We start from the raw sequence: 18,047 nt of genomic DNA, 5'->3' as shown, positions 1-18,047 counted from the left end.
TCTACAAAAAACCTTACGGTGCAGTAGCTTTATAAAGGGTTGCGTTTGTTTGTGCAGCTATACTATACGCACAATTGGCTTCTAAAAAAACCGAATCGCCCTTACCGATATGTAAAACTTTTTCGCCACTTGAAATTGTAGATTTGCCTTCAATAACGATTAAAATTTGTGATGTTTTTGATGTCGATTGATAGTTTTCCGATAGTTTTAAATCTATTTTACTCAATTCAAAATCTGGTGCCGGCGTTTTATAAATGCGCTCAATACCATCGGCTTGCAAGGTTCCCTGCATCACATTTGGTTTGGTTTCCTCAAAAGCCACATGTTTTAACAATTCGGGCACATCAACGTGTTTTGGCGTTAAGCCTCCGCGTAAAACATTATCGGAATTTGCCATAAGCTCCATATTTTGTCCTTCGAGATAGGCATGCGGAATTCCGGCATCCTGAAAAACAGCTTCACCTTTATTGGTTTTAACAATATTGAAAAAGTAGATGGAATAAATGCCTTTATCCAAAACATCTGTATCTGGTGCCGTATCCACAGCTTTGGCCGCCCAATAATCGGGACTTGATTTATCCAACTTTCCTTGCGAATACAATGGCATAATCCGATTTACCAAGGGTTTTAAAATGCGGTTGCTGTCTTCAGCAGATTGCTCCATCACTTTTTTATACAAACCAAAATAGCCTGAATCTGTAAAAACAGGTAACAAATCGACAAATTCCGGTGTAGTTTTCAATCTTTCAATTAATTCATATTTAGGCAAAAACCCGTGTAGCAGCCAAAACTCGCTAAGCGCCACCATAATTTCCGGCTTGTGGTTATCGTCTTTGTAATTTCTGTGAGGCGCAGTTAACGGAATGCCCAATTCATTTTCGCGTTTAAATCCTTTTTCGGCTTCTATTTTGGTGGGATGCACTTGAATGGACAACATATCCTTTACATCTAACACTTTAAAAAGAAAAGGTAACCGCCCAAAGCTTTCAGCAATTTCAGCCCCTAAACTTTCATTGGGGTTTGAGGCTATATGGCTATCTAAATTCTGGCTACCAGCAGCAGTTGTTATTACAGAAGGTGCATTGGCGTGAGCACCCAACCAATATTCGGCACATTTTCCGGTATTGCTTTTTATTCCTAATAATTGAGGAATATATGCAGTTCCGCCCCAAGCGTAATGTTGTATTTTTCCTTTAAGCGCAAATAATTTCGACATCCTTATTTAGTAAATGATTAATAACACACAAATTTAAACTAAACGGCGCAAAAGGGGAAATAAAATGTATTGTAAAGCACAAGAGGCTGCCTGAAAATCTAGTTCCATGCCATATTTAGCTTGTCGAAGTATTTTTTTATTCGTTGCGAGTATCCTTTATAAATACGTTTTGAAAACAAAAAGGGACAAATAAAATGATGAGCGCGCTCAGTTTTATTTATCCCTTTTGTATTTATTCGTGACCATGGCAGGATTCAAACCTGCAACCTCTTGAGCCGTAATCAAGTGCGCTATTCAGTTGCGCCACATGGCCTTTTTTGTGGATGCAAATATACATTTTTTATTAAAACCCCACCAAACTTTTATTTCAAATTTCAAAATGGTTATTTTTGAGCATGTCTAAAGAATTATTACAACAAAACTTCAACCACCTATTAGATGATAATCTTATTAAAGAAATCTATCAATTTGGTGTATTTAAAACGTTTAAAAAGCAAGATATTGTTATCGATATTGACCAAACCTTAAAACACATTCCGCTTTTGTTAAGTGGTAGTATAAAAATACTTAGGGAAGATAACGATGGAAACGATTTGCTTATTTACTTTTTGGAAACCGGAGAAACCTGCACCATGTCGCTAACATGCTGTATGGGCAGCTCAAAAAGTAAAGTGAGAGCGGTTGCCGAAAAAGATTCAAGCTTAGTCATGATACCGGTTGCGTTTATGCAAAAATGGTTTCATGACAACGAAAGTTGGAGGAATTTTATTTTGGAAAGCTACCAATCACGCTTTAGCGAAATGCTTGAAACCATTGACGATCTTGCTTTTATGAAAATGAACGAGCGTTTGTACAAGTATTTAATCCATAAAACAAAGATGGACAACTCAAAAACCATCATTGTAAAACATTTGGATATTGCTGAAGATTTACACACATCTCGTGTGGTTATTTCGCGTTTGCTAAAGCAACTTGAGAACGAAAACAAAATTAAATTGAGCCGGAATAAAATCGAAGTTTTATAAATCAAAATACCCCTTAATCGAGACTAAATTTTGATGCGGGCCATTTAGTTCAATACTTTAATGGTTTGAGGTTGCCGAAAGTTTCGTTGCCCTCAGCATTTAACTCAAGATTTTATTTTTTGGAGTCGCTGAATGTTACGCTTCTTTACAAGCGCGTAACATTTCACGTTTTCCCGGAGGCCCGGGCAATCGCTGGACTTTAAAACCTACGGCTTCCATAGCGCGCCTAACACTGCCTTTGGCAGAATAGGTTACTAAAACCCCGTTATCTTTAAGGGCATGAAACATGTTTTGGAATATACTTTCCGTCCATAATTCCGGTTGAACACGGGCTCCAAAAGCATCAAAATAAATAATGTTGTACCGCTCTTTTTCTTTAATTTTTGAAAAAAATCGATTTTGTTTTGTTAATGAAAAATGAGATGTGATTTTATGCGATGCTTCCCACGAAACTTCATGCAACTTGTTAAAAAGTGAAACTTTATCTTCAGCTTTTAATTCTTTTGGGTAATTTAATTGATTGATTTCATCCATTAAAACAGGATAGGCCTCAACACCATAATAAGCAATATTGGTTTTTAATTTTTCGGCTTCCAATAAAGTAATAAAAGCGTTTAAACCCGTTCCAAAACCAATTTCCAATATCGAAATTTCATTAGAATTACAAATTGCGCCCTCAACAACATGACTTGCTTTTTGAGATTCTTTGCTTCCACCTGAATCACAAAAATAGTGCAGACCATGTTTTATAAACACATGATAAGCCTCTTGTATAGCGCCGTGTTTGGAGTGGTATTGCTCGTCCCATTCCGGTAAATGAATGGTTGTAGAGCCATCGGCTGTTATTACAATTTCGCGTTGCACACTATTGTTTTAATAATACGCCATCGGCTTCAAAAGAATATGTTTTTTTAGGCTCTGTGATGCTTGCTATCTGTTCGGTAGATTGCCCTTCATCTTCGGCATAGTGGCGCTGCTCATCAACCGAAACCTCGGTTACATAAGCTTTGCCATTTATAATCACTTCTTTTCCTGCAATATCTTTAGGCATAAAAATGGCATAATCCTTAAATTTCACCATCACTTCTTCGTTATCGCCCAAATCCAAAGTCATCCAACAGCCTTTAGATTGACACACTTTGTTAACGGTTGCCGTCATTTTAGAGTTAATGCTGTCGCCCACGCTCATGGTTTTATAGTGTGTTGCCATAGATGCCACAGCAATTGCATCATCAGCAATTATAGTGTTTCCAAAAGAAGTATAGTCCGTTTTTTCAATTTCAATTTGTTTTTCTTGTGGGTTCTCTGCTTTGTTTTTACAAGAATTTAACACAAACAGACAGATAATTGTTAAAGTAATTGATTTCATTGTATATAATTTTCAATTTTAAACGATTTGTTGCAAATATATCATTTTTAATTGCGTTTTTCCTTAAATTTGCAGCCTAAAACAACGTAAATTATGAATGCTTTAATGAATGATATCGAGGTTATAAAAACCAAACATTCCAAAATTAATGAAGTAGATTTTGACCATTTAAGCTTTGGAAAAACATTTTCTGATCACATGCTTGAATGTGATTATAAAGACGGTAAATGGCAAGCGCCGAAAGTGGTGCCTTATGCCCCTATTACTTTAGACCCTTCGGCTAAGATTTTTCATTATGGGCAGTCCATTTTTGAAGGCATGAAAGCCTATAAAGATGATGATAACAACATATTACTTTTTCGTCCTTTAGATAACTTTAAACGATTGAACATTTCAGCTAAGCGTTTAGCGATTCCTGAATTGCCAGAAGCCTTTTTTATGGAAGGTTTAAAAGCGCTTTTAAAGGTTGACAGCGACTGGATTCCTAAAAACGAAGGCAGCTCATTATACATCAGACCTTTTATTTTTGCAACAGGAAAAGGGTTTCATGCCTCGCCTGCCGATGAATACAAATTTGTAATTGCCACGGCACCATCGGGCTCGTATTTCGCTGGAGAATTAAAAGTTTTAATTGAAGAAAAATATTCGCGGTCTGCCAATGGTGGCGTTGGTTTTGCTAAAGCAGGCGGTAATTATGCCGGACAGTTTTATCCCACACAATTAGCTATTGAAAAAGGTTACCAACAGGTTATTTGGACCGATGATAACACCCATGAATATATTGAAGAAGCGGGTGCGATGAATATATTTATTCGCATAAATGATACCCTTATTACGGGCCCTACCAGCGACAGAATCCTTGATGGCATTACACGTAAAAGCATTATTGAATTGGCTGAAAAAGAAGGTATTCCGGTAGAGGTTAGAAAAATTACCGTAAGCGAGGTTGTTGAAGCTGCCAAAAGTGGTTCGTTAAAAGAGATGTTTGGTGCAGGAACAGCTGCTGTAATTTCTCCAATATCTGGTTTTGGTTACAAAGATGAAGATTTTGATTTACCAAAATCAGAAAACACCTATGCAAGTTCTTTAAAGAAACGCATTACCGATATTCAAACCAACAAAGTTGAAGATCCTTTTGGATGGCGTTATAGAGTAATTTAACAAAAGGACACAAATTTCATGAATTTCCACTAATGGTTTGTACTGTTAAGATTAGTGTTAATTCGTGAAATTTGTATCAACTTATTTTTCTAGAATAGCTTCAATATTTGGTTTAAAATAATTGGGACCTTTAAGCACCTTACCGTCTTCACGATAAATAGGCTGTCCGTTTTCACCTAATTTGCTCATATTACTTCTTTGAATTTCGTTAAACACTTCTTCAATTTTATGTTGCATCCCATGTTCAATAATGGTTCCGCATATAATATAAAGCATATCGCCCAAGGCATCGGCAACTTCAACTAAATCGTTATTGGTTGCGGCTTCTAAATATTCTTCGTTTTCTTCTCGCATAAGTTTGTATCGCAGCATGTTTTTGGCTAATCCCAAATCGGCTTTTGGCGTTTCCCTGTGCCCTATTTTAAATGCGGTATGAAATGCTTTTACGGCCTCAATTTTATTTTTCATTTAAAGTTTTATTTCATTTCCGCAACAGCGAAAATATCGTTGTTATTATTTAAATTTGCATAAAAATAACTATATGTTTAGTAAAGGTCAAATCATTTTTGGAGTTTTATTTTTTATTGTTTTTGCTGTGGTAATCGCTTATTCTTACCGCAAAGATTTAAAGCTTCACAAACGCTTTTACAAAGGTAGTTTTTGGGTGCTGCTCGCCTTTATTTCCTTTATTTTGGGCATTGTTGCTATTAAATACTTTTTAAAGTAATTCCACAACCGGTTTCGTTTACACCTATTATCTCGTGTTTTTAGGCTGAATTAAATTCTTCATACAACGCCAAAAGCACATACCAATCGATACCCGAGAAACCTCAGAAATGGTAACTGTTTATTAGTATAAAAAAAGAAAGGAGCGGTGTAAAGATGTTTTACAAAGTCAGCAACCAAGTGCGTTGCAATTTTTTGAATTTCTTGAGCTCTTTACGTAAAATGGGCAAAAAATCTTTACCATTACTATTGGCACGTTCTAAGCGGTACGAGTTTTTATAAAGTAAGTTTGTAATACGCTTAAGCGTAGCAATGTGTTTATGCCTTCTTTCTGAATAACGCTCTAATTCCGCATTGGCAATTTCGGGAGCTAAGGATACTGATTGCTGAACGATATCGCCGGAAAAGTAAATGTTATTGTCTTCAGACCCATCTTCTTTTAAAACAGATAAATCTTGATTTAAATACGAAGATATGTTTTGTGATAAGACAAAAATATCTAATGCTTTTTTATAAATCGGTAATTCCGATAGGTATTGTGGGGTATTAGATGACATCTTTATTTTTTCTTAAGCAATTTTATCAAAATTACTCACAAGAATCCACATTGTTCTTTTGATTTTAAAGTAAATACGTATATTTGCTTTAAATATTAATGTTTTGCAGTTTGATTTCCTTAAATGAGTATAGATAGCCTGAATAAGAAGATTTTAAAGTGTTTGCAACAGAATGCCAGACAATCCAATGCGGAGATTGGAAGACAGGTTGGGGTTAGTTCGCCAGCGGTTTCCGAGCGCATAAAAAAAATGGAAGATTTGGGTATTATTGAAGATTATAAAACCATAGTTTCGCCGTTTGAATTAGGGTATCAGTTTAAAGCTATTATTACCTTACGTGCTTTTATGGGTAAACTAAAACCGTTTTTGGAAAAAGTAAAAACCTACGACGAGGTTATAAATTGCTACCGCATTACAGGCGACGAAAACATAGTGATGGAAGTGGTTTTAAAAAACCAAAAACATTTAGAGCAGTTTATTGATCAGCTAATAATTTACGGTGAAAGTAAAACACAAATTGTTTTATCACGGGTAGTAAAACACAAGGAGATTAGGCCTATTGAATAAGTGGCTATTCTTCAAAATCGTCGGGATTAAACGGCAAATCATCATCAGGGTCTTTATCGTCGTAATTAATTCCCGGTGGATTAAAAAGCCCCCATCTATCAATAATATAGTTCCAACAATCAAAGGTTTTTATCCATTCTGCAAACAAAACCCTAAACGTCTCTACCTCATTTCTCAACAGGTCTAAATATTCAATATCTTTAAATCCATGCATTTCTATGCCTCTAGCATCGGTAATAAGTTCTCTAGCGGATTTTCTAATAATGGCGGCGTTTTCCATTTTTATATCATAAAGCATATCCTCGTCTGCTGCCCCAGCAATTTTTGCAGGTATAATCATTGCGTTTTCTCTTAAAAAATGCAGGTTGTTCTTTATCATTTCTGATTCAATGTCATTCTCAAAGTCAATATCAGATTGTTCAACACATTCAACGATATGGTCAACCAATTTTTGTATTTCCATGGCTTTTTTAAAAACCGGTAGTTTCTCCCATTTTTCAATCATACTCATATTTGTTCCTTTTCATTTTTAAATTATTATTCAGATTTAATGCATTACAAATCCAGTTTTACCCTATTATGCAACCATATAGCCAGTACCGTGGCAAGGGCTGCAAACGAGCCCGTAACCAACCAATTGATTTGATAGCCAAAATTGGCCACGATACTCAATCCTATTTTAGAACTAAAAATATGCGCCAAGGAAAATGCCATGGCATACAACGCCATATAACTACCCTCGAAACCGTCTTTTGCACGCTTTAAAGCAAATACGTTTGTATACGGAAAGCCCAACATTTCGGCAAATGTTATAACAACCATGCTTACTATTAATATGCCTAGCCAGAAATTGTTGTACAGCACATAAAAACTCAACCCGAACAAAATACAAGATGTGATGATAAATTGCGTGGACTTTAAACTTTTTTTCTCCAGAAAATGTATGAATGGCATTTCGAAAATAACAATAATAGCCACATTTATAAACATGATTAGCCCGATATTGAATTCGTTTAAACCAAATTGCTCTTCGTAATAGATGGGCATGGTAACTATCAATTGAAAAAACGTCATGCCCATTAAAAAACATATCGCAATAAATATCCAATACGAGCTGTCTTTGTAAATTACATTTTTAGCTTTTACAACCTTTTTATCTTCTTCTGCGCTGGGCTTTTGTTTTATTTCTTTTACTAAAATGTTGAATATAACAATGGCCGTTATACAGGTTAAACCATCAATCCAAAACAGCATATTATAACCTTTCATCACAATGATTAAGCCTGCCAATGTTGGGCCAACACCCATTCCTAAATTAATGGCCAATCGAATTAAGGCTAACGACCTGGTTTGGTTTTCCGGTTTGCTGTACGTCTTTAACGATACAAACAGTGCAGGCCGAAACGTATCTGCAATGACCATTATAAGCAATATGGCAAAACACAAACCCCAAAACGATGTTACATATTGCAAGCCTATAAAACCTATTCCGGTAACAAATAGGCTTAAAACCATCACTTTGTAAAAGCCAATTTTGTCTGTTAACCAACCGCCCAACCACGACCCAATTAGCGAGCCTAAACCGAAGAAAACCAAAATCCAACCCGCATCATCTTTACTAAAACCCAGGTTTTTGGTTAGGTATAGCGATAAAAATGGAATAACCATGGTACCGGCTCTATTAATTAATGTTATTAAAGAGAGGTACCAAATTTCTTTCGATAGGCCTTTAAAAGATTCGAGGTAATTGTTGAATAGTATTTTCATTGGCTCCAGTTGTTCAAGTTGTTTCTATACGCTATAATTTTTAAAATGAAAGTTGTCTAAAAATAAAAAGTCCGACTGTGAAGTCGGACTTTTTAATATTGTAATATTTTATAATCATATCACCACAATATATAATAAGCCCAACAACTTGCCTTTAAACAAGAGGTCCACTGCTTTCTATAAATAGTGACGTTATTATTCATTTTTCTTAATTGTAAGCAACAAATCTATATAAAATATTTGTAAGTTGCATTTTTGAAACGTATAAATTTTAAAAATGAAAAAAATAGTTTTAGCCGTTTTACTAATTTCGGTAGTGGCTTGTGCACAAGAAAAAAGCCCTGTTTTGGGTGACACCGAATATCAGAAAGAACAAAATTCTTATTTTAAGGATGCCACGACATCGCCTTTAAAAGATAAGGACAGAAAGGCTTTTAAGGGTCTGGAATTTTTTAAGTTCGATTCAACTTACGTCGTTAACGCACGTTTTAAACGGACGCCAAACGAGCCTATTTTTAAAATGAAGACCACCACAGACAGAACCCCGGAATATGTTAAATATGGCGAATTGAATTTTGATTTAAAAGGAAAAAACTTCACGTTGAACATATATCAAAATCAAGGTTTGATAGATGAAGAAGGCTACGAAGACTATTTGTTCCTGCCTTTTTTAGACGAAACCAACGGGTTGGAAAGTTATGGTGGCGGACGCTATATTGATGCCAGAATTCCCGAAGGCAATACCATGACAATAGATTTTAATAAAGCATATAACCCCTATTGTGCTTACAACGAAAAATACTCTTGTCCCATTGTACCGCGAAAAAACTATTTAAAAACCAGGATTGAAGCTGGGGTTAAGGCTTTTGTGAAATCTTAGTAAAATTTCATCTCTAAATTAACTTACAACAGTATTTTTTCACTCAATTTATTATTAAAAGCAATTTTTATTTCAGTTTTGTTTTTACAAAATCAACAACTTTTTCATAACTTTCGTCTCCAATTTCGTTTTTTCCAATTGCCATTATTTCACCTTTTTCTTGCTCTAAAATCAAAAGCAAGTTAGATTCCACCTCTTTAAAACTTTTGAACTCATTCCATTTAATATCTCTTGTCTGCAATTTGTCAATATATTTAAGTGAGTTTTCAGTGAATTCAAATATTCCGTTTCCAAAATCTGATTGGTTTTCAGATAGTTTTTCTTTAGTTATTTTTAAATGAGTTCTTATTAGAGTGTTGTATAATTTGAATTTTAGTAATGATTTTATAATAAACCAGATTCCTAATCCGATAAATACAATTCCGAGATAGGATCTTCCCAAGATTATAAAAATCCCAAGTAGCGAAGATAAAACCCCAACAACCAAAGACTCTCTCGCATTTTTAAAATAATGTTTATAAATTATTGGTATAATCAACCGAACTTGATTCAGATAAATTTCGGATTTAAAAGGTATTTCAAATTTCAATTTAGGACGTGTGTTTAAATTACTTTTAACGCATAAAAAAAAGTCCGGTTTTAAAACTATTTGTAAATTTATATAATCCCAAATCTCATTTCACCAAAAACATGCCCAAAAACACGGCCAAAAACCCCACTACAAAACTACCAATGGTATATAATGCAAAGCTTGTAAAATCGCCTGCTTTTAAAAACACATGGTTTTCGTAGGCAAAAGTAGAAAAGGTTGTAAAGCCACCACAAAAACCAGTGGCCAAAAGCAAGGTTTGATTTTGGGTTAAAGCATCGTTTTTGGCTGCCAACCCCAAAATAACACCTATAAGCAAACTGCCTATAATGTTTGCCGCAAAGGTGCCGTAAGGTATGCCGGTTTCGGTAGAGTTTAAATATTTGCCAATTACAAAGCGCAACACACTACCAAAACCTCCGCCAACAAAAACCAATAAAAGTTGCTTCATTTATAAGGTTATTCTTTTATCGGGATATAAATTTCGGTAATCCAATTGGCTGGATTTGGCACTTCCCCAGGATCGGTTTGGTAAATTTCAAAAGGAAGAATATCAGATTGTTCGATATTTTTTATTTCTAAATGTTTCATGGCGGCTTCCCATGCCTTTGGCAAATTGGTATAATTGCCATTTAAGGTGGTTTTTAAAACCCTGGTTTTAGGAATGTAACCACAAAGCACATTACTATCTCCGGTTACCGTAACTTTATTTTGCACGGGTATGGCTTGACTCATAATAATACCGTTTTCTGCTATATCCATATTGTGATAAATAGTAAACGGCATGCCGGTTTGTTTAATGGAATGGCTTGCCATATACCCCATAATCTCACCATATTGCTCACCCATAATTTGGCTAATATTTGTCCCGGTTGCCGATGTTGTTTTGTACATATAAAATCCGCCACCATATTCGGTAATACCATCTATATTAATGATGTAAGCCTTCATACTATTAACCACGATACTGTCTAATTTCTCAAGGCTTCGCTCGTAATGTGGGCCAATTTGTTTTTCCATGCCGCCCATTAAAACGGAAAACATTTTAAAAACAAAGGGTAAATTCTTTCCGGAAATCGTCCATTTAACGTCTGTTGAACCATCCTCGTTTGGGTTAAAATTCCAACTCACATCCGATGGCGGGAATTCGGCAAATTGCATGCGTTGTTGGATAGAAACATAGGGTGTCGCATCAGTAATTTCCATGGTGCCCACACCATCTTTGTCTTCCCAAGAATACGAGCCCTTAACGCCTTTGGTTTGCTCGGGCAAAGTAATGGTCATGTCCGGATCGGCTTCCGCCCAGGACGACCACGCTTCCCAGTTTTTAAAATCGATTACATTATCATAAACTACCGCAGCAGGTGCTTCAATGGTACGTGTTCTGGTCACTTCAAACTCATTGGGCTGAACGGCTATATAAATAGCGGTTCCAATAATACCAATAAGCAGTAAAAACAGAATGTATTTTAGTGTTTTCATCTTAAAAAAATATAATAAATATTGAAAATCAAATATAATCATTTTAATCTTTGATTAATAAATTATTACATTTGCTACTCTAAAAATAAAAATATTACAATTGAACTTATTTATTTTGAAAATACCACAAATTATTTAGGTTTAATTCGTTCTTTTTTAAGGAATAACCAAATTAAAAAACACACATGAAATTAAAATCAGTATTAAGTCTTGCTTTAGTAGCAACCTTTTTGTTATCGTGCGGAAATGATAAATCTGAAAAGAAAACCGATAGCGTTAAAGAGAATCTATCAACCGCATTTGATTATAACGTTGAACAGTTTGCCGATATTAAAATATTGCGCTATCAAATTCCAGGTTGGGAGCAACTCTCTTTAAATGAGCAAAAACTGGTGTATTATTTAACCCAAGCAGGTTTGGCAGGTAGAGATATTATGTGGGATCAAAATTACCGACATAACCTTAAAATCAGAAAAGCCTTAGAGCAGGTTTATGCCCATTACAATGGCGATAAATCAACTGATGACTGGAAGGCTTTCGAAACCTATTTAAAGCGTGTTTGGTTTAGTAACGGCATTCATCATCACTACTCCAACGATAAGTTAAAACCTGAATTTTCTTCAGATTATTTAAAAGGATTATTAGCTGAAACCAGTACAACTTTAGAAGGTGAAGCTTTTGATGTTATTTTTAACGATGCCGATTCCAAAAAAGTAAATCAAGCCAAAGGCGTTGATAATGTTGCGCTTTCGGCAGTTAATTTTTATGGCCCAAATGTTACCAACAAAGATGTTGAGACATTTTACGGAAAGATAAAATCTCCAGACCCTTTGAAGCCTTTATCTTATGGATTGAATTCGCAGTTGGTAAAAGAAAATGGTGAGTTAAAAGAACGTGTTTATAAATCGGGCGGTTTGTACGGTTCTGCCATCGATGAAATTGTTAAGTGGTTGGAATTGGCAAAAGGTGTTGCTGAAAACGAAGCACAGGGCAATGCACTTGGATTATTAATCGATTATTACAAAACAGGCGATTTGCAAACATGGGACGACTACAATGTAGCGTGGACTGCTGCAACCGAAGGAAATATAGATTACATTAATAGTTTTATTGAAGTCTATAACGACCCACTTGGATATAGAGGTTCCTACGAAAACATCGTTCAAATCAATGATTTTGATATGTCTCAAAAAATGAAAGTGTTATCGGATAACGCCCAATGGTTTGAAGATAACTCACCGTTAATGGACGCACATAAAAAGAAAAATGTGGTTGGTGTAACCTATAAAGTGGTAAACGTGGCCGGAGAAGCTGGCGATGCCTCACCTAGCACACCCATTGGCGTAAACTTACCCAATGCAAATTGGATTCGTGCTGCGGTTGGCAGTAAGTCGGTATCTTTAGGGAATATTATCGAGGCGTACAATAATGCTGGAAGTACAGGGCGTTTAAAAGAGTTTGTGCATGACGACGACGAATTAAAACTGGAAGAAGAGCACGGGCAATTGGCCGATAAATTGCATACTGCGTTGCACGAAGTAATTGGGCATGCCTCGGGGCAATTAAACCCCGGCGTTGCCGAAACCAAGGAAACCCTAAAAAACTATGCCTCAACTCTTGAAGAAGGTCGTGCAGACTTGGTTGGACTTTATTATTTATATAATCCTAAATTACAAGAATTAGGATTGGTTAAAGATTGGAAAGCTGTTGGAAAAGCTGCATACGATGGCTATATTAGAAATGGATTGATGACCCAATTGATCCGTTTGAATTTAGGCGACGATGTTGAAGAAGCGCACATGCGTAACAGACAATGGGTTTCGGCCTGGGCATACGAAAAAGGAAAAGCCGATAATGTTATTGAAAAAGTAACGCGCGATGGAAAAACCTATTTTAATATTAACGATTACGACAAGCTTCACGATTTATTTAAACAGTTATTGCGCGAAACACAACGTATAAAATCTGAAGGTGATTATGCTGCAGTCGAAGCTCTAGTGGAAGGTTACGGCGTAAAAGTAGACCAAGCCATTCATGCTGAAGTTTTAGAGCGAAACAAACAGTTTACATCGGCACCGTACAGTGGCTTTGTAAATCCTGTTTTAGTTGCTGAAAAGAATGAAGCTGGAGAAATAATAGCTATTAAAGTAACACAGCCGGAAACATTTCCTGGCCAAATGCTAGAATACAGCAAAAACTATAGTTTTTTGCCAGAAGTGAATTAATTAAGTGTTATTAATAATTCCGTTTTAAAAAACAGAACCTTAATGTTTTCAAGGTTCTGTTTTTTTGTTTACACTAAAAGCCAATAGAATCAAATTAACAATAATAAGGATGGCTATAATTACAAGTATTTTCATGCTTTTAGAATGTTTATTACTTAATAGATACAAAACTTAACAAATGGTTGCGTCAAATCTTACATTTATTTATATAACAGCTCAAAATGGTTTTTTCCTAGTGTGATTTTGGTTTTTCATTAGATTGAATACGCATTAAAAAGTCAGTCTGTCTACAAGTTTTTAAGATGTAAAAGCAAAAAAACCCGTTTCAAGTTTTGAAACGGGCTTTAATACATTATAGATTTTGAAGAAGTTTAATCCTCTTTCTTATCCTCTCTAGGTTTTCTGTCGTCACGACGATTATCACGTCCGCGATTGTCTCTACCTCTATTGTCGCGTCCACCACGATTGTTGTTATCTCTTGGCGGTCTTGCCACATAACCTTCTGGTTTTGGCAAAATAGCTTTACGAGATACTTTTTCTTTACGGGTTCTCGGGTCAACACCAAAGTACTTCACATCAAAAACATCGCCCATATTCACAACATCCGATACGTTTTCAGTACGTTCCCAAGCTAATTCAGAAACATGTAACAATACTTCGTTTCCTGGAGCATCCATATATTCTACAACTGCGCCAAAATCGAGCATTTTAATTACTTTAACTTCATAAACGCTACCAACTTCAGGCTTAAATAATAAAGAATCTATTTTTGCCAAAACAGCATCAATACCTTTACTACCAACGCCTAAAATTTCAACAATACCTTCTTCGGTTACCGGGTCTTCGTTAATAACAATAGTCGTATCCGTTTCCTTTTGTAATTCCTGAATTACTTTTCCACCAGGACCAATTAAAGCACCAATGAACTCATTAGGAATACGTCTTGTAACCATTGTTGGTGCATGCTCTTTAACCTCAGCATTAGGTTTGGCAATAGTATCCGTTAATTTCTCAAGGATATGCAAACGACCATCACGAGCTTGTTTCAAAGCATTTACAAGAATTTCATAAGAAAGACCTTTTACTTTAATATCCATTTGGCAAGCCGTAATACCATCTGCCGTACCCGTTACTTTAAAGTCCATATCGCCTAAGTGATCTTCATCACCTAAAATATCAGAAAGAACCGCATACTTTCCAGAATCACCATCGGAAATTAATCCCATGGCTATACCAGAAACTGGTTTTATCAATTGAACACCGGCATCCATAAGCGCCATTGTACCTGCACAAACCGTTGCCATAGAAGACGATCCGTTGGATTCTAAAACTTCAGAAACAACACGAACGGTATAAGGGCTTTCATCTGGCACCATACCTTTTAAAGCACGTTGTGCTAAGTTACCATGTCCTATCTCACGACGCGATGTTCCACGAATTGGTCTTGCCTCACCTGTTGAGAAAGGTGGGAAGTTATAATGTAAATAGAAACGCTCTTCACCTTCAAAAGATGGCATATCTATTTGGTTTGCTTCTCTCGATGTACCTAAAGTAACCGTAGCCAATGCTTGCGTTTCTCCACGTGTAAAAAGTGCAGAACCATGTGTTGATGGTAAATAATCAACCTCACACCAAATTGGTCTGATTTCATCTGTTTTTCTACCATCTAAACGTAAACCTTCATTTAAGGTTAAATCACGAATAGCCGCTTTTTCAGCTTGATAGTAATATTTTGAAACCATGCCACCGAAGTCTTCTAATTCTTCTTCGCTGAACGTAGCCTTAATTTCTTCTTTGATGGCTTCAAATGCAGCGCTTCTTTCATGTTTAGCAGATCCAGCTTTTGCAATAGCATACACTTTATCATATGCCATATCATGAATTTTCTTCGCTAAATCTTCATCTGTTCTTTCAGGAGCATATTCACGAACTTCTTTCTTTCCGAATGCTTCTGCCAATCTTACTTGAGCAGCACATTGTTCTTTAATAGCTTCGTGTGCAAACTTAATAGCTTCAGCCATTTCTTCTTCAGAAATCTCATCCATTTCACCTTCAACCATCATTACTGAATCGGCAGAGGCTCCAATCATCATATCGATGTCAGAATCTGCTAATTGAGCACGTGTTGGGTTGATAACGAATTCGCCATTAATACGACCAACTCTTGCTTCGGAGATTGGACATTCAAACGGGAAATCTGATAATTGAATTGCAGCAGAGGCAGCTAATCCAGCCATGGCATCAGGCATAACGTCTTCGTCATGAGACATTAACTGAATCATCACCTGGGTTTCCGCGTGATAATCTTTTGGGAACAACGGACGTAGCACCCGATCTACCAAACGCATGGTCAATACTTCACCATCACTAGGCCTTGCTTCTCTTTTAAAGAAACCACCCGGGTAACGTCCCGAGGCAGCAAATTTTTCTCTGTAATCTACGGTCAACGGTAAAAAGTCGACATCAGATTGTTTGTAATTGGAAACAACTGTACATAATAACATACATTTTCCAGATTGCACAACAACGCTACCATGCGCTTGTTTTGCCAATTTTCCGGTTTCGATAGAAATTTCTCTACCGTCCCCTAGGTCAATAACCTCTTTAAAAACTTTTGGAATCATAAATTTTTTCTTGTAATTCAAGCACAATCATGCTCAAATCATGTTAAACAATGGTCGTTGTGTTGTGTGTAGTTGTTGTGTGTGTGATTGACCAATGAAAAACTATAATTAGCTTCTTCTATTGCGTGGTTTAAACTCCTACGCTCGAGTTAAGTTATTTGGGCGTTACCTAAAGGTCGGGCTTTCCGCTATATCTTTTTTGCTTTTAATGGCAAAAAAGGATGCCGCTGCAATCCCTAACGCAAAAACAAAAAAGAGGCTAAAAAAGCCTCTTTTTCTTATTTTCTTAAACCTAATTCTTTAACTATAGCACGATATCTTAAAACATCCTTCTTAGTTAAGTAATCTAGTAAAGCACGACGCTTTCCTACCAATTTCACTAACGAACGCTCGGTATTATAATCTTTACGATTGTTTTTCAAGTGTTCGGTTAAGTGATTAATCCGATAAGTAAATAATGCAATCTGTCCTTCTGCAGAACCAGTGTCTTTTGCATTGTTACCGTGTTTTTTAAAAATTTTCTCTTTTTCTTTTTGATCTAAATACATGCTAATATTGTTGTAAATGATTTTTATGTACACGAAAGCCTTTCTTTCGAGCCGCAAATGTAGTGTTTTTTTGTGTTTTTACGAATTTTTTTGTAACTTTTACAGATGCTTAAGAAGCGTTAAGTTTTTTATCGTTAACCAACCCTTTTAATTAATAGCAACTAAAAATTAATTTAAAAGATTAACAGATGAAAACAGAAAAACTCCAAGGTACCTTTTCAGATACCTCATATTTCCTTGAACGCATTTTTAATAACACTTATAATGGTATCGCCATTTTAAATTTAGAGGGCGATTGGTTAAAAGTGAACGATAGCGTTTGCGAAATTTTCGGGTACTCAAGAAGAGAACTTTTTAATATGAATATTGACAATATCATATTTAGGGAGGATCTTGGCGTTCACGAAAAAAAGTACGAAAGTTTAATTCAGGGAAAAATAGACAAATACCGCGTTAAACAACGCTATTTCCATAAAAACGGCTCCGTTATTTCTATTTTAATATATGTGTCGTTAGTAAGTTATAAAGAAGGGCGGCCACACATGATTTGGCAATTTACAGATGTTACAAACCATCAAAAAAGTCAAAATAAATTAAAAATGATGCTTAGCGTGGTAAAAGAGCAGAATGAACGCCTAACTGCCTTTGCCGATATCATTACGCATAATCTACGCTCGCACTCGGGCAATTTATCAATGCTTGCCGAATTTTTAGAAGAGGATTTTTCTTTATTAAATGAAAATGAAAATTTTGTGCTTTTAAAAAAGGCAATCGAAAATTTACAGGAAACCATGGCGCACTTAACCCAGGTTGCCAAAATTAAAGAAATAGACGAAAGCGAAACGGAAACTTTAAACTTATACGATTATGTTGAAAAGGCCATTTACAATATTAAAGCAATTGCCAAAAACACAAATACAACCATAATAAACGATGTTGATGAGAATTTTTGTGTAAAAGGAATCCCCGCATATTTAGATAGCATTATTTTAAATTTTTTAACCAATGCCATAAAATACAGATCGGATAAAAGACCGCCAAAAATTAAACTCACCACCGATTTACAAAATGATTATATAGTTCTAAATATTGCAGATAATGGCTTAGGAATAGATTTAGACAAATATGGCGACAAGCTGTTTCAAATGTACAAAACGTTTCATTGCAACGAAGATGCCATTGGCATAGGCTTATTTATTACTAAAACCCATATTGAATCCATGGGCGGAAAAGTTATTGTGACTAGCGAGGTTGATGTAGGAAGCGAGTTTTCCATATATTTAAAGGCGTGTAAGCCTAAATAATATAAGT

The 18,047-nt window shown here is 35.7% G+C and carries 18 protein-coding genes and 1 tRNA gene; 6 read left to right on the top strand and 13 right to left on the bottom strand.

Annotated elements, in window-relative coordinates:
• Positions 1-13: 13 nt before the first annotated feature.
• Together manA and ACN5J7_RS04135 are read right to left on the bottom strand one after the other, a co-directional pair.
• On the bottom strand, positions 14-1,216 hold the full coding sequence (manA, locus tag ACN5J7_RS04140) for a mannose-6-phosphate isomerase, class I (RefSeq protein WP_418602910.1): 1,203 nt from the start codon (positions 1,214-1,216) through the stop codon (positions 14-16).
• A 239-nt stretch (positions 1,217-1,455) separates the two neighbouring features.
• A tRNA-Arg gene (locus ACN5J7_RS04135) sits at positions 1,456-1,529 on the bottom strand.
• 82 nt (positions 1,530-1,611) lie between these two features.
• On the opposite strand from ACN5J7_RS04135, the gene ACN5J7_RS04130 reads away from it, so the two are divergent.
• Positions 1,612-2,241 carry a Crp/Fnr family transcriptional regulator gene (locus ACN5J7_RS04130; RefSeq protein WP_418602909.1) on the top strand — a complete coding sequence of 210 codons (630 nt, stop codon included), beginning with the start codon at positions 1,612-1,614 and terminating at the stop codon, positions 2,239-2,241.
• Between the two features lie 135 nt (positions 2,242-2,376).
• Here the strand turns inward: ACN5J7_RS04130 and mnmD are convergent, their stop codons facing one another.
• Positions 2,377-3,105: a tRNA (5-methylaminomethyl-2-thiouridine)(34)-methyltransferase MnmD gene (gene mnmD / locus ACN5J7_RS04125; protein WP_311940879.1), complete on the bottom strand. Its 729-nt coding sequence runs from the start codon at positions 3,103-3,105 to the stop codon at positions 2,377-2,379.
• 1 nt (position 3,106) lies between these two features.
• On the bottom strand, positions 3,107-3,610 hold the full coding sequence (locus ACN5J7_RS04120; protein ID WP_418602908.1) for a DUF4920 domain-containing protein: 504 nt from the start codon (positions 3,608-3,610) through the stop codon (positions 3,107-3,109).
• A gap of 93 nt (positions 3,611-3,703) precedes the next feature.
• Here ACN5J7_RS04120 and ACN5J7_RS04115 point away from each other — a divergent pair, with 93 nt between their 5' ends.
• Positions 3,704-4,771 (top strand): branched-chain amino acid aminotransferase, encoded by a 1,068-nt coding sequence (locus ACN5J7_RS04115; RefSeq protein WP_418602907.1) that lies wholly within the window; start codon positions 3,704-3,706, stop codon positions 4,769-4,771.
• Between the two features lie 81 nt (positions 4,772-4,852).
• Here the strand turns inward: ACN5J7_RS04115 and ACN5J7_RS04110 are convergent, their stop codons facing one another.
• Both ACN5J7_RS04110 and ACN5J7_RS04105 read right to left on the bottom strand, forming a co-directional pair.
• Positions 4,853-5,239 (bottom strand): hypothetical protein, encoded by a 387-nt coding sequence (locus tag ACN5J7_RS04110; RefSeq protein WP_418602905.1) that lies wholly within the window; start codon positions 5,237-5,239, stop codon positions 4,853-4,855.
• A 419-nt stretch (positions 5,240-5,658) separates the two neighbouring features.
• Entirely contained in the window at positions 5,659-6,054 is a 396-nt protein-coding gene (locus ACN5J7_RS04105; RefSeq protein WP_418602904.1) for a hypothetical protein, read from the bottom strand.
• A gap of 123 nt (positions 6,055-6,177) precedes the next feature.
• On the opposite strand from ACN5J7_RS04105, the gene ACN5J7_RS04100 reads away from it, so the two are divergent.
• Positions 6,178-6,621 (top strand): Lrp/AsnC family transcriptional regulator, encoded by a 444-nt coding sequence (locus tag ACN5J7_RS04100; protein WP_418602903.1) that lies wholly within the window; start codon positions 6,178-6,180, stop codon positions 6,619-6,621.
• 4 nt (positions 6,622-6,625) lie between these two features.
• Here the strand turns inward: ACN5J7_RS04100 and ACN5J7_RS04095 are convergent, their stop codons facing one another.
• Together ACN5J7_RS04095 and ACN5J7_RS04090 are read right to left on the bottom strand one after the other, a co-directional pair.
• Positions 6,626-7,132, bottom strand: coding sequence for a hypothetical protein (locus ACN5J7_RS04095; protein ID WP_418602902.1), 507 nt, complete (start codon positions 7,130-7,132; stop codon positions 6,626-6,628).
• Between the two features lie 44 nt (positions 7,133-7,176).
• Positions 7,177-8,388 carry an MDR family MFS transporter gene (locus tag ACN5J7_RS04090; protein WP_418602901.1) on the bottom strand — a complete coding sequence of 404 codons (1,212 nt, stop codon included), beginning with the start codon at positions 8,386-8,388 and terminating at the stop codon, positions 7,177-7,179.
• Positions 8,389-8,665: 277 nt separating this feature from the next.
• Between ACN5J7_RS04090 and ACN5J7_RS04085 the strand changes: the two genes are divergently transcribed.
• Positions 8,666-9,268: a DUF1684 domain-containing protein gene (locus ACN5J7_RS04085; protein WP_418602899.1), complete on the top strand. Its 603-nt coding sequence runs from the start codon at positions 8,666-8,668 to the stop codon at positions 9,266-9,268.
• A gap of 67 nt (positions 9,269-9,335) precedes the next feature.
• Here the strand turns inward: ACN5J7_RS04085 and ACN5J7_RS04080 are convergent, their stop codons facing one another.
• The 3 genes from ACN5J7_RS04080 to ACN5J7_RS04070 all read right to left on the bottom strand — a co-directional run bounded on the left by ACN5J7_RS04080 (position 9,336) and on the right by ACN5J7_RS04070 (position 11,339).
• Positions 9,336-9,857: a hypothetical protein gene (locus ACN5J7_RS04080; protein ID WP_418602897.1), complete on the bottom strand. Its 522-nt coding sequence runs from the start codon at positions 9,855-9,857 to the stop codon at positions 9,336-9,338.
• 85 nt (positions 9,858-9,942) lie between these two features.
• Positions 9,943-10,308: a fluoride efflux transporter CrcB gene (crcB, locus tag ACN5J7_RS04075; protein WP_418602896.1), complete on the bottom strand. Its 366-nt coding sequence runs from the start codon at positions 10,306-10,308 to the stop codon at positions 9,943-9,945.
• A gap of 8 nt (positions 10,309-10,316) precedes the next feature.
• A complete protein-coding gene (locus ACN5J7_RS04070; RefSeq protein ID WP_418602894.1) occupies positions 10,317-11,339 on the bottom strand; it encodes an SRPBCC family protein in 1,023 nt (340 codons plus the stop codon).
• Positions 11,340-11,524: 185 nt separating this feature from the next.
• Here ACN5J7_RS04070 and ACN5J7_RS04065 point away from each other — a divergent pair, with 185 nt between their 5' ends.
• Positions 11,525-13,564, top strand: a complete 2,040-nt coding sequence (locus ACN5J7_RS04065; protein WP_418602893.1) for a dipeptidyl-peptidase 3 family protein — start codon at positions 11,525-11,527, stop codon at positions 13,562-13,564.
• Positions 13,565-13,935: 371 nt separating this feature from the next.
• On the opposite strand, the gene ACN5J7_RS04060 is transcribed toward ACN5J7_RS04065, so the two are convergent.
• Together ACN5J7_RS04060 and rpsO are read right to left on the bottom strand one after the other, a co-directional pair.
• On the bottom strand, positions 13,936-16,188 hold the full coding sequence (locus tag ACN5J7_RS04060; protein ID WP_418602891.1) for a polyribonucleotide nucleotidyltransferase: 2,253 nt from the start codon (positions 16,186-16,188) through the stop codon (positions 13,936-13,938).
• A gap of 278 nt (positions 16,189-16,466) precedes the next feature.
• A complete protein-coding gene (rpsO, locus tag ACN5J7_RS04055) occupies positions 16,467-16,736 on the bottom strand; it encodes a 30S ribosomal protein S15 (protein WP_311940826.1) in 270 nt (89 codons plus the stop codon).
• 188 nt (positions 16,737-16,924) lie between these two features.
• Here rpsO and ACN5J7_RS04050 point away from each other — a divergent pair, with 188 nt between their 5' ends.
• Positions 16,925-18,040: a PAS domain S-box protein gene (locus tag ACN5J7_RS04050; protein ID WP_311940823.1), complete on the top strand. Its 1,116-nt coding sequence runs from the start codon at positions 16,925-16,927 to the stop codon at positions 18,038-18,040.
• Positions 18,041-18,047: the final 7 nt, after the last annotated feature.

Source organism: Hwangdonia sp., assembly GCF_048381975.1.
Lineage (GTDB): Bacteria > Bacteroidota > Bacteroidia > Flavobacteriales > Flavobacteriaceae > Hwangdonia > Hwangdonia seohaensis.
Note: the sequence above shows the minus strand (reverse complement) of the source record. Positions and strands in the feature narration are given on the sequence as shown.